The organism is Micromonospora sp. NPDC002411 (assembly GCF_053592955.1).
Genome location: NZ_JBSFBM010000216.1, coordinates 1 through 11,868 on the forward strand (window position 1 = coordinate 1; position 11,868 = coordinate 11,868).

The window sequence follows — 11,868 nt, forward strand, 5'->3', positions numbered from 1 at the left end:
GTTGCGGTAGCCGACGACCTGGGTGAGCGGGGTGTCGTCGGCGTGCGGCCAGCGTTGGACGGGGAAATCGATGGCGGCGACGTCGGCGGCGACATCGTGCCCACCCACGCGGGGCGGGAACTCCGGCGGATCCTGCTCGACTACATCCAGTCCGCGATCGAGCGGGGCGAGCTGCCGCCCGGCGTCGAGCCACTGACCTGACGAGACCCGACCCGCCGGCCGCCGCCGCAACAAGCGGCAGCCCGGCCGGGCTCGTCAGCGACCCTCCGCGTCGTCCATCGCGCGGTAGATCCGTTGCTCCGAGACGGGGTACGGAGTGCCCAGCGCCTGGGCGAAGACGTTCACCCGCAACTCCTCGATCATCCAGCGGATCTGCCGGACGGCGGTCTCCTGCCGGCGGGCCGGCGGCAGGTTGGCGAGCAGGTCCGCGTACTCCTTCTGCACCGTCGCGATGCGGTCCTGCTGCTGGCGGTCACGCTGCGGGTTGCCGCCCAGCCGCTCCATCCGGCGCTCGATGGCGCTGAGGTAGCGCAGCAGGTCGGGCAGCCGCGCGTACCCCGTTTCGGTGATGAACCCGGCGTGCACCAGCCCGGCGAGCTGGCTGCGGATGTCGGCCAGGGCGGCCACCACCGCGAGGTTGCGGGTGGCGCCGAGGCGCTGCTCGACGGCGTAGGCGGCGGCGAGGACCTTGCGAACCCGGTCCATCACCTCGACCACTGTGTCGACCAGGTCGGCGCGGACCTTCTCGCGCAGCGCCGCGAAGCCGCCGGCGTCCCACGCCGGGCCGCCCGCCGCGCCGATCAGCCGGTCGATGGCCGCGCCGGCCGCGTCCTCGATCAGCTCCTGCACGCCGCCGTGTGGGTTGCGGCTCAGCGCCAGCTTCGCCGCGTTGTCGAGCCGGCCTTGGAGGAACCGCGCCGGGGACGGCACGGTGAGCCGCAGCAGCCGACGGGTGCCGGCCCAGTGCGCCGCCTCCGCCTCGGCGGGGGAGTCGAACACCTTCACCCCGACCGTCGCGCCCTCGTCGACGAGCGCCGGGTACGCGGTCACCGCGTAGCCGGCACGGACCTGCTCGATGGTCCGTGGCAGGGTGCCGATGCTCCACTCGCGCAGCCCGGTACGGGCCACCTCCGGGGCGGCGGCCGCCACCACCTGGCGTACCTCCTGGCGGAGTTGACGTTGCAGGGCCGGCAGGTCCTTGCCCTCGGCGACCGGCTTCTCGTCGGCGTCGAGCACCCGGAAGGTCACCCGCAGGTGCGCGGGGAGCTTGCCCGGCTCCCAGGCGTCGCGAGGCACCGTGACACCTGTCATCCGGCGCAGTTGCCGGGTCAGCGCGTCCAGCAGCGGCTCCTCGCCCGGGGTGATCGCCGCCAGAGCGGCGCGGGCGTAGTCCGGCACCGGGACGAAGTTGCGGCGGATCGCCTTGGGCAGCGAGCGGATCAGCGCGATCACCGTCTCCTCGCGCAGCCCCGGCACCTGCCAGTCGAAGCTCTCCGCCGGCACCTGGTTGAGCAGCGGCAGGGGGATGTCGACGGTCACGCCGTCGGTGGGCGTGCCCGGCTCGAAGCGGTACGTCAGCGGCAGGCTCACCCCCTGCGTCAGCCACTCGTCCGGGTAGTCGCCCTCGTCCACCCCCGGGCGACCGTCGTTGACCAGCACGTCGCGGGTGAAGGTGAGCAGGTCGGGCTGCTCGCGGCGGGTCTTCTTCCACCAGCTGTCGAAGTGCCGGCCGGAGGACACGTCGGCCGGGATGCGCTGGTCGTAGAAGCCGAAGATGGTTTCGTCGTCGACCAGGATGTCGCGGCGTCGAGCGCGACTCTCCAGCTCCTCGATCTCGGCGAGCAGCCGCTTGTTGTCCGCCCAGAACTGGTGGTGGGTCTGCCAGTCGCCCTCGACGAGGGCGTGCCTGATGAACAGCTCCCGGCTCAACGCCGGGTCGATCCGCCCGAAGTTGACCTTGCGGGAGCTGACCAGCGGGACGCCGTACAGGGTGACCTTCTCGTAGGCCATCACCGCGGCCTGCTTCTTCTCCCAGTGCGGCTCGCTGTAGCTGCGCTTGACCAGGTGCTGCGCCAGCGGCTCGACCCACTCCGGCTCGACGCGGCCGGCGATGCGACCCCAGAGCCGGGAGGTCTCCACCAGCTCGGCGGCCATCACCCAGCGCGGCGGCTTCTTGAACAGCGCCGAGCCGGGGAAGACGGCGAACTTCGCGCCCCGCGCGCCCAGGTACTCGTGCTTCTGGGCGTCCTTGAGCCCGATGTGCGACAGCAGGCCGGGCAGCAGCGACTGGTGCACCTTCGGGGTGTCGATCTCTTCCGGCAGGTCCGTGCCACCCCGGCGACCCCGGCCGGCGTCCGCGTCGTCCGAGGCGTCGCGCGCCGGCCGCCCACCGCGCCGGTCACCTTCGGCCGGGGTACGCAGCACCTGCCGCAGTTGGCCGACGATGTCCTGCCACTCGCGGACCCGCAGGTAGTTCAGGTACTCCGCCTTGCACATCCGGCGGAACGCGCTGGACGACAGCTCTCGCTGCTGCTCCCGCAGGTAGCGCCACAGGTTGAGGTAGGCGACGAAGTCGGACTCCTTGTCGGCGAACCGGGCGTGCGCCTGGTCGGCCTGGGCCTGCTTCTCCGCCGGCCGTTCGCGCGGGTCCTGGATGGAGAGCGCGGCGGCGATCACCAACACCTCGGTGGCGCAGCCGTTGCGTTCGCCCTCGACCACCATCCGGGCGAGACGGGGGTCGACCGGGAGCTGAGCCAGGCGTCGGCCGAGCGCGGTGAGCCGCTTCGCCGGGTCGGCCTCGGTCGGGTCCAACGCGCCGAGCTCGTGCAGCAGGTTGACGCCGTCGGTGATGTTGCGCTTGTCCGGCGGGTCGATGAACGGGAACGCGGCGAGGTCGCCGAGCCCGATCGCGGTCATCTGGAGGATGACCGACGCCAGGTTGGTCCGCAGGATCTCCGGGTCGGTGAACTCGGGTCGGGACAGGAAGTCCTGCTCGTCGTACAGGCGGATGCAGATGCCGTCCGACGTACGGCCGCAGCGGCCCTTGCGCTGGTTGGCCGACGCCTGCGAGATCGGCTCGATGGGCAGCCGCTGCACCTTGAGCCGGCTGGAGTAGCGGGAGATGCGGGCGGTGCCCGGGTCCACCACGTACTTGATGCCGGGCACTGTCAGCGAGGTCTCCGCGACGTTGGTGGCGAGCACCACCCGGCGTGAGCTGTGCGCGGCGAAGACGCGGTGCTGTTCGGCGGAGGACAGTCGGGCGTACAGTGGCAGGATCTCGGTGCCGAGCAGCGACCGCTTCTTCTGCACCAGCTTGCCCAGCGCGTCGGCGGTGTCCCGGATCTCCCGCTCGCCGCTGAGGAAGACCAGGATGTCGCCGGGCCCCTCGGCGGCCAGCTCCTCGACGGCGTCGCCGATCGCCTGGATCTGGTCGCGGACGTTCTCCTCGTCGCCGTCACCGTCCTCCTCGCCCTCGGCGACCTCCAGCAGCGGGCGGTAGCGCACCTCCACCGGGTAGGTGCGCCCGGAGACCTCGACCACCGGCGCCGGTACGCCCTCCGGCTCGTCGGCGGTGGGCGGCCCGACGAAGTGCCGGGCGAACCGATCGGTCTCGATGGTCGCCGAGGTGATGATCACCTTGAGGTCGGGGCGGCGGGGCAGCAGCTCCCGCAGGTACCCGAGGATGAAGTCGATGTTGAGGCTGCGCTCGTGCGCCTCGTCGATGATCAACGTGTCGTACTGGCGCAGCATCCGGTCGGTCTGCAACTCGGCCAGCAGGATGCCGTCGGTCATCAGCTTCACCAGGCTGCGTTCGCTGACCTGGTCGGTGAAGCGCACCTTGTAGCCGACCACGTCACCCAGCTCGGTGCCCAGCTCGTCGGCGATCCGGTCGGCCACCGTCCGGGCGGCCAGCCGCCGGGGCTGGGTGTGCCCGATCAGGCCGTGCACCCCGCGCCCCAGCTCCAGGCAGATCTTCGGGAGCTGAGTCGTCTTGCCGGAGCCGGTCTCGCCGGCCACGATCACCACCTGGTGATCGCGGATCGCGGCGGCGATGTCGTCCTTGCGCTCACTGACCGGCAACCCCGCCGGGTACGTGATCACGGGCACCGCCGCTCGTCGGGTGGCGAGCCGCTGCTCGGCCCGGGCCACCTCGGCGGTGATCTCAGCGAGGGCCGCTTCCCGGCGCTGCGGGTCGCGCAGCTTGCGGGCACCGTCGAGGCGCCGCTGGAGCCGGCGCTGGTCGCGGAACATCAGAGGGGTGAGGCGGCGGTGCAGCTCGCGGACCGGGTCGGTCGCGACGGAGGCGGTTGGATTCTGCATGTCGTGCCCAAGGATAGGCAGCCCGACGGCGCACCGCCCCTGGGTTACCGCGCTGCCGGCTCTCCGACTGTCACCTCCCGTCCCCGGACAGCCAGAAGCGGGCCCTAGAGTTGGCGGCCGACGTCGAGCGCTGGGGGAGCCGAATGGACATGCGGGACACCGACCGTGCGTTGGTGCAGGCCGCCACGGCGGTCGCCAAGCTGCGGTGTCGCAGCCAGCACCACACCGTCGCCTCGGCCGCCCGGAACGCCGACGGACGGGTCTTCACCGGGGTGAACGTCCAGCACGCGACCGGAGGTGTCTGCGCCGAGCTGGTGGTCATCGGCACGGCCGCCACCCAGGGAATCACCGAACTGGAGACGATCGTCACGGTCGCCGACCGGGGCCGCGAGGTGACCGCGCCCTGTGACAGGTGTGTTCGGGTCCTGCGGGACTACTTCCCGGCACTGCGGGTGATCATCGGCCCGGTGGACGACCTGCGGGTGGTCCCGCTGGCGGACCTGGCGACAGCGGCCGGGAACGGCACGGCCGGCTGACCCGCTCCGGCATCAGTCGCCGGAGGCCGCCTCCATCATCGACCGAGGCACCGGCACGCCCTCGAACCGCAGGTTGCCCTCCGGAAGCAGCCACGTGGTGACCTGCGCGAGCAGGCGGCCGGCCCGCACGGCCGGGTCGTTGGCGTAGAGGGCGCGCGCCTCGTCCGGCGCGATGGACAGCACGACGAATCCACGGAGGTGCTCGTCGTCGCCGTGCAGGAACGGGCCGGCGGCGAGCACCAACCCCTGCTCCACGAGGCCCGCCTGGTGGGCGAGGTGTGCGTGCTGCAGCCGATCGATCGCGTCCTGTGGCAGCTCTGGCGGATCCGACGGTCGGACCAGGAGCACGACCGTGTGCTGGTCGAATCGCATGCTTACACCCTATGACGCGAATGTCCCTCTTCTGGGTGTCAACCGCCATCTGTCCGTCCTGTGATCGTCCGCGAAACTCATTCTCTTTCTGGGGAGAAGGCGATGGGAGGCGCGGCATGGTCAGCAGGCGACAGGTGCTCGCTGCGGGTGCGGCCGGCGGTGCGGCGGCTCTGGTTCCGGCGGGCTGGGCGGCATCGGGGCGGGCGCTGGCCGCGGTGGCACCGCTGGACGCCGGGGACATCCCGAAGTACGTCGCGCCACTGCGGATCCCACCGGCCATGCCGGCGGTGGCGACCGGGCCCGAGCGGGACGAGTGGCGACGTGGAAGAGCCGGCGCTCCTCGTCCAGCAACGCGGAGGTCTGACCCACCACGTTCGCCGCGGTCGCCCCGTCGACGGACCGACCGGCCAACACGTCGACCAGCCGCTCGGAACCGAGCAGGCTGCCGCGCAGTCGAAGGTCCGGCCAGATGCCCTCCTGTACGCCGGCCACCGCGACCAGGTCCCACTCCAGGCCCTTCGCGGCGTGCGCGGTGAGCAGGCGTACCGCCGCGCCCCGGTCGGCGGTCGGCGCGATGGTGTCGGCCGGCAGGTCCTGGGCGAGCACGTGGTCGAGGAAGACCTCGGTGCGCGCACCGGGCAGTCGGTCGGTGAACCGGGCCGCCGCGTCGAAGAGCACCAGCACGGCGTCCAGGTCGCGGTCGGCCGCCTCGGCCCGCCGCCGCCGGGCCAGGTCACCCTCACCGGCCGCCGGCCGGCCCTGGATGATCGCGCCCGCCCAGCGCTCGGCGAGGTTGCTGGCGTGCCAGACCGCCCAGAGCACGTCCTCGGCGGTCGACCCGGGTCGGGCGGCGGCGTCCCGCGCGCAGGCCAGCAGCCCGGCCACCGCCTGCGCCGGCTCGGCCCAGTGCCGGTCGATGTCGGCCAGCTCCGCGGGATCGCGCAGCGCCTCCACGATCAGCTCCCCGGACGGGCGTCGGTCACCGCCGGCCAGCGCGAGCGCGCGGAGGCCCTGCCGCAGCCGCCGCTCGGCCAGTGGGTCGGCGCCGCCCAGAGGCGAGTGCAGCAGCGCGACCGCCGCCTCCTCGTCCAGACGGTCCGGTTCCAGCGCGCAACGCAGCAGGAGGAGCAACGGCGCGACCGCCGGTTGCAGGTGCAGGGGCAGGTCCTCGCCGTGCACCACTGTGGGCACGCCGGCCGCGTGCAACGCCCGTCGCAGGGTGGGCAACTGCAACGCGGTGGACCGCACCAGCACCGCCATCCGCGACCAGGGCACGCCGTCGAGCAGATGGGCCGAGCGCAGTGCGTGGGCCAGCCACGAAGCCTCGCTGGTCGCGGAGCGGAACGTGTGGACCTCGACCGTCCCGGGCGGCGCGTCCGGCAGCGGGTGCAGCCGGCGGTGCGCCGCCGGACCGCGCAGCCGGCGGCCCAGCCGAGCGACAGCCGCGAGCAGATCCGGCCCGGCCCGGTACGACGTGGACAGCAGCACCTGTGCGGCCGGCGCCCCGGACGCGGTGCGGAAGCGGTGCGGGAACGTGGCCACCCCGGCCGGGTCGGCACCCCGGAAGGCGTACGTGGAGGAGTCCGGGTCGGCGAACGCGACGAGTGACGTGCCTCCGGCGGCGATGACCGAGAGCAGCTCCATCTGGGCGGGGTCGGTGTCGGCCAGCTCGTCGAGGTAGACGTGAGCGAGGCGGCGGCGTTCGGCGGCCAGCAACTCCTCGTCGTCGCGCAGCAGCCCGGTGGCCGCCCGGACCAGCTCGGCCGGGTCGTACGCGATGGAGCCCCGGTTGCTGACGTCGCGCAGCGCGAGCACGCTGACGTACTCACGGAGGAAGCGGGCGGCAGCCGGCCAGTCGTCGCGGCCGAGCTTCTCGCCCAGCCGGGCCAGGTCGACCGGGCCCACGCCCCGCTCGGCGGCGCGCATGAGCAGGTCGCGTAGTTGACCGGCGAACGCCCGGGTACGCAGGGCGGGGCGCAGGTCGGTCGGCCAGCCGACGGGGTCGTCCTCGGGCTCCTCGCCCACCACGTCCAGCAGCTCGCGGATGATCAGATCCTGTTCGGGGCCGGTGAGCAGCCGGGGCGAGGGCTCACCCCGCTCGGCGGCGGCCCGGCGGAGCAACCCGAAGGCGTACGCCGGGAAGGTGCGCACCAGCGGCTCGCGCAACACCCGGTGGCCGTCCTGCGCGATCCGGGCCTCGATGCGCTGCCGCAGCGCGGTGGCTCCTCGACGGCCGAAGGTCAGCACCAGGATCCGTTCCGGATCGACCCCCTCGGCCACCCGGGCGGCGACCGCCTCGACCAGGGTGCTGGTCTTGCCGGTGCCCGGGCCGCCGAGCACGAGCATCGGGCCGTCGGTGTGCCCGACCACCTCGGCCTGCACGGGGTCGACCCGTCGGCCAGACGCCCCGCCGTCCCGGTCGGCCAGCCCGCTGCCGACGACGCCACCAGCGGCCGGGGCGCTCTGGTCGGTGAGCACGGTGCCGTCGGCGCTGCCGCCAGGCACGCCGTCGTCCTCCCGCGCCGGCCCACCAGACCGCCGCACCAACCGGTACGCCTGCATCAGCTCATCCCATCAAACCCGTACGACACCCACCCGCCCCCACCCCACCCAGGCCCCACCCCACCCCATCCAGCTCCGTCGATCATGAAGTTAGCGGCGCGACACGCCGACAGCGGCACCGCTAACTTCATGATCAACCGGAGGGAGCGGAGGGGACGGGGGACGGGGATCAGGTCAGGCGGGACTCCAGCGCGTCCAGGGCTTCCGGGACGGTGGTGGCCACCGTGAGGAGGTCGCGGCCTGCGGTCTTCAGGAAGTTCTGCTCGGCCAGGCTGTCGAGCCAGTCCAGCAGGGGGCGGAAGAACCCGTCGGTGTCGATCAGCACCATGGGCTTGGCGTGCAGGGCGAGGGTCGCGGTGGTCCAGACCTCGAACAGCTCGTCCAGGGTGCCCAGCCCGCCGGGCAGGGTGAGGAAGGCGTCCGACTTCTCGATCATCAGGGTCTTGCGGCTGGCCATCGAGTCGGTGACCAGCAGTTCGTCCGAGGCCAGGTCGGCGACCTCCAGATCGACGAGCGACTGGGGGATCACCCCGAGGGTGCGCCCACCGGCGGACCGCGCGCCGTCCGCCAGCGCTCCCATCATGCCGACGCAGCCTCCGCCGCTGACCAGCGTGTGCCCACGCCGGGCCAGCTCGGCGCCGGTCTCGGTGGCCAGGTCCAACCAGCGTTGGTCCAGGGTGCGGGACGAGGCGCAGAAGACGCAGATCGCCGCCATCAGTTGTCCCGCGGCTGCTCGGCGGCCTGAACGGCTGCGGCCTGCTGGTCAGCGCCGGTACGGGCGACGACCTCGTCGCGGACCGCCTCCTGCTCGGCGGACAGTGCGGCCTCGGCCTCGACGATGTGCCGGACCGCCGCGTTGACGTCGTCGGTGAGACAGATCAGCTCCAGGTCGACCGGGCCGATCTTGCCGTCGGCGGCCATCGTGTCGCGCAGCCAGTCCAGCAGCCCTTGCCAGTACGCGACTCCCATCAGCACCACCGGGAACCGGGTGACCTTGCCGGTCTGCACCAGGGTGAGCGCCTCGAACAGCTCGTCCATGGTGCCGAAACCGCCGGGCAGCACGACGAACGCCTGGGCGTACTTGACGAACATGGTCTTGCGGGCGAAGAAGTAGCGGAAGTCGATGGCCAGGTCGACCCACTCGTTGATGCCCTGCTCGAACGGGAGCTCGATGCCGAGCCCGACGGAGAGCCCGCCCGCCTCGCTGGCACCACGGTTGGCGGCCTCCATCACACCGGGCCCACCCCCGGTGATCACCGCGTAGCCGGCCCGGGCGAGCGCGCCGCCCAACTGCTCGGCCAGCTGACACTCGGCGCTGTCCGGTCCGCTGCGCGCAGAGCCGAAGACGCTGACGGCCGGCGGCAGGTCGGCGAGGGTGTCGAAGCCCTCGACGAACTCGGAGAGGATGCGCAGCGCGCGCCAGGCGTCCTTGGTCTTCCAGTCGCCCCGGCCCCGCGAATCCAGCAACCGCTGGTCGGCCGTGCTGCTCGGGATCGCACCTCTGCGCAGTGTGACCGCTCCCCGGTGTCGCTCCTGCCCGGGACCGCGACCGGCCTCCCGCCCGTTGCTCTGGCTCATGGAGCAACCGTAGTGGAGCAGCACCCGCCGGGTGCGCGGGGCGGGGACGCCGAGAAATAGTTCGCGATCAAGGGCAACTATTCGGCTCTCCCGTACGTCTTACTATTCACATACCGGGTATGCCCCGGCGCGCGCCTTCGGGGGAGGAGACAGCGTGATCAGTAACAGCGAGATGGTCCGCATCCGTCGCCAGATGCAGCGACGAATCCGAGACGTCGTGGCCGAACGCCGCCGCACCCGGGACCTGAACCTCTCCCCCGCCTCCCCCGCACCAACCGGATCCGATCAAGAGGTTTGCGTCGCCGACAACGGGCCAGGCTGACGCAAACCTCTTGATCACCGGGGCCGAGAGCCCCGCGACCGGTCAGGCCGGGGCCAGCCAGCGGTGCAGGGTCGCCGCGCCGTCACGGATCTTGCTGATCTCGACGTGCTCGTCGGGGTGGTGGGCGAGGTTCGGGTCACCGGGGCCGAAGTTCAGCGCGGGGATGCCCATGGCCGCGAACCGGGCCACGTCCGTCCAGCCCAGCTTGCCGATCGGCGCAGCGCCCACCGCCGCCAGGAACTCCTTCGCCGGAGCCGCCTCCAGCCCGGGAGCGGCGCCGGGCGCGATGTCGGTCACCACCACCTCGAAGCCAGCGAACACCTCCCGCAGGTGCGCCTCGGCCTCGGCGGGACTGCGATCCGGGGCGAACCGGTAGTTGACCTCGATCTCACAGTGGTCGGGGACCACGTTGCCCGCCACTCCACCGCCGATCCGCACCGCGTTCATGCCCTCGCGGTAGTCGCAGCCGTCGATCGTGACCCGACGGGCCTCGTACGTCTGAAGGCGTCGCAGCACCTCACCAGCGGCGTGGATGGCGTTCACCCCGTGCCAGGAGCGCGCCGAGTGGGCGCGCACCCCGGTAGTGGTGACCACCGAGCGCATGGTGCCCTGGCAGCCCGCCTCGACGATGCCGTACGTCGGCTCCAGCAACACCGCGAAGTCCGCCTCCAGCCACTCCGGGTACGCCTGGGCGACCAGGTTCAGCCCGTTGTACCGGGACTCGATCTCCTCGGCCTCGTAGAAGAAGTACGTCACGTCGTAGCGCGGGTCGGGCAGCGTCACCGCGAGGTGCAGCGCGTACGCGGTGCCGGACTTCATGTCGGAGGTGCCACAGCCGTACATCAGGTCGCCACGCATGGTCGACGGGAAGTTGTTGTTGAGCGGCACGGTGTCCAGGTGCCCGGCCAGCACGACGCGCTGCGACCGACCGAGGTCGGTGCGCGCCATCACGGTGTTGCCGTGCCGGTGGGTGCTCAGGTGCGGTACGCCTCGCAGGACCTCTTCGACGCAGTCGGCGATCGCCTTCTCGTTGAGGGACACGGACTCGATGTCGACCAGAGCGCGGGTCAGCTGTACCGGATCGGCGAGGACCTCGGGGGTCAGCGGGTTCTCCATGATTCGCACGGTACCTTCAGGTCTGTCAGCGTGAGCAGTGAGCTGAGGCCAGCCGGCCGCTACCGAGAGGTGTAACAGTGACGTCCGCAGATTCGGCCTGGGGCATCGGCCTGGCCACGGTCACCGCAGACGAGCAGGTGCTCGACACCTGGTACCCGACCGGCAAGCTGGGCCTGGGTGAGCTGCCGCTGGTTGCCGGCGAGGACAAGGCGGACGTGCTCGACCTGCCGCCGGCCGCGCTCGGCGACCGGGCGCTACCTGGTCTGCGTACCGTCCAGGTGGTCACGGTGATCTCGCTGGACGACCCGATCAAGGACGCGTCCGACGCGTACCTTCGTCTGCACCTGCTCTCGCACCGCCTGGTGCGACCCAACCAGCTCAACCTGGACGGCATCTTCGGCAAGCTGGCCAACGTGGCCTGGACGTCCGCCGGGCCGTGCCCTCCGGAGCGGGTGGACGAGCTGCGGGTCATCGAGCGGGCGGCGGGCCGGCACCTGTCGGTGTACGGGGTGGACAAGTTCCCCCGGATGACCGACTACGTGGTGCCCTCCGGTGTGCGGATCGCCGACGCCGACCGGGTCCGCCTCGGCGCCCACCTGGCCGCCGGCACGACGGTGATGCACGAGGGCTTCGTCAACTTCAACGCCGGCACCGTCGGCACCTCAATGGTCGAGGGACGGATCGTGCAGGGCGTGCTCGTCGGCGACGGCTCCGACATCGGCGGTGGCGCCTCGATCATGGGCACCCTGTCCGGCGGCGGCACCGAGAAGATCAGCATCGGCGAGCGGAGCCTGGTCGGCGCGAACGCCGGGGTCGGCATCACCCTCGGCGACGACTGCGTGGTCGAGGCCGGCTGCTACATCACGGCCGCGTCGAAGGTCACCCTCCCCGACGGCCGGGTGGTCAAGGCCCGCGAGCTGTCCGGCGTCGACGGGCTGCTGTTCTGGCGCAACTCGGTGACCGGCGCGCTGGAGGCGAAGCCGCGCACCGGCCGGGGCATCGAGCTGAACGCCGCCCTGCACGCCAACGACTGACGTCCCCGCCGGGTCCGCGGCACTCGGC

7 protein-coding genes and 2 pseudogenes are annotated in these 11,868 nt (G+C 72.1%); 3 read left to right on the plus strand and 6 right to left on the minus strand.

Annotation, left to right across the window (positions count from 1 at the left end; translation table 11 throughout):
• A pseudogene (locus tag ACWCO3_RS23310) lies at positions 1-201 on the plus strand (hypothetical protein); the annotation flags it as partial.
• Positions 202-255: 54 nt separating this feature from the next.
• On the opposite strand, the gene hrpA reads toward ACWCO3_RS23310, so the two are convergent.
• Positions 256-4,320 carry an ATP-dependent RNA helicase HrpA gene (hrpA, locus tag ACWCO3_RS23315; RefSeq protein ID WP_450012007.1) on the minus strand — a complete coding sequence of 1,355 codons (4,065 nt, stop codon included), beginning with the start codon at positions 4,318-4,320 and terminating at the stop codon, positions 256-258.
• Between the two features lie 149 nt (positions 4,321-4,469).
• Here hrpA and ACWCO3_RS23320 point away from each other — a divergent pair, with 149 nt between their 5' ends.
• A complete protein-coding gene (locus tag ACWCO3_RS23320; RefSeq protein ID WP_244311807.1) occupies positions 4,470-4,856 on the plus strand; it encodes a cytidine/deoxycytidylate deaminase family protein in 387 nt (128 codons plus the stop codon).
• Positions 4,857-4,868: 12 nt separating this feature from the next.
• Here ACWCO3_RS23320 and ACWCO3_RS23325 read toward each other — a convergent pair whose 3' ends face one another.
• From ACWCO3_RS23325 to dapE, 5 genes and pseudogenes are all read right to left on the minus strand, one after another.
• The gene (locus ACWCO3_RS23325) at positions 4,869-5,228 is read right to left on the minus strand and encodes a YciI family protein (protein WP_145784169.1); all 360 of its coding nucleotides are present in this window, start codon (positions 5,226-5,228) and stop codon (positions 4,869-4,871) included.
• 293 nt (positions 5,229-5,521) lie between these two features.
• Positions 5,522-7,876 (minus strand): annotated as a pseudogene (locus tag ACWCO3_RS23330) (ATP-dependent helicase); the annotation flags it as partial.
• 83 nt (positions 7,877-7,959) lie between these two features.
• Entirely contained in the window at positions 7,960-8,505 is a 546-nt protein-coding gene (locus ACWCO3_RS23335) for an LOG family protein (RefSeq protein WP_145779067.1), read from the minus strand.
• Positions 8,505-9,368 carry an LOG family protein gene (locus tag ACWCO3_RS23340; protein ID WP_145779066.1) on the minus strand — a complete coding sequence of 288 codons (864 nt, stop codon included), beginning with the start codon at positions 9,366-9,368 and terminating at the stop codon, positions 8,505-8,507. The genes ACWCO3_RS23335 and ACWCO3_RS23340 overlap by 1 nt, the downstream gene beginning before the upstream one ends.
• A gap of 364 nt (positions 9,369-9,732) precedes the next feature.
• Positions 9,733-10,806, minus strand: coding sequence for a succinyl-diaminopimelate desuccinylase (gene dapE, locus ACWCO3_RS23345; RefSeq protein ID WP_145779065.1), 1,074 nt, complete (start codon positions 10,804-10,806; stop codon positions 9,733-9,735).
• A 77-nt stretch (positions 10,807-10,883) separates the two neighbouring features.
• Between dapE and dapD the strand changes: the two genes are divergently transcribed.
• Positions 10,884-11,840, plus strand: coding sequence for a 2,3,4,5-tetrahydropyridine-2,6-dicarboxylate N-succinyltransferase (dapD, locus tag ACWCO3_RS23350; protein WP_145779064.1), 957 nt, complete (start codon positions 10,884-10,886; stop codon positions 11,838-11,840).
• Positions 11,841-11,868: the final 28 nt, after the last annotated feature.

Coding starts and splice junctions, on each gene's coding strand:
- hrpA (WP_450012007.1), bottom strand. CDS start 4,320: ATGCAGAATCCAACCGCCTCCGTCGCGACCGACCCGGTCCGCGAGCTG.
- ACWCO3_RS23320 (WP_244311807.1), top strand. CDS start 4,470: ATGCGGGACACCGACCGTGCGTTGGTGCAGGCCGCCACGGCGGTCGCC.
- ACWCO3_RS23325 (WP_145784169.1), bottom strand. CDS start 5,228: ATGCGATTCGACCAGCACACGGTCGTGCTCCTGGTCCGACCGTCGGAT.
- ACWCO3_RS23335 (WP_145779067.1), bottom strand. CDS start 8,505: ATGGCGGCGATCTGCGTCTTCTGCGCCTCGTCCCGCACCCTGGACCAA.
- ACWCO3_RS23340 (WP_145779066.1), bottom strand. CDS start 9,368: ATGAGCCAGAGCAACGGGCGGGAGGCCGGTCGCGGTCCCGGGCAGGAG.
- dapE (WP_145779065.1), bottom strand. CDS start 10,806: ATGGAGAACCCGCTGACCCCCGAGGTCCTCGCCGATCCGGTACAGCTG.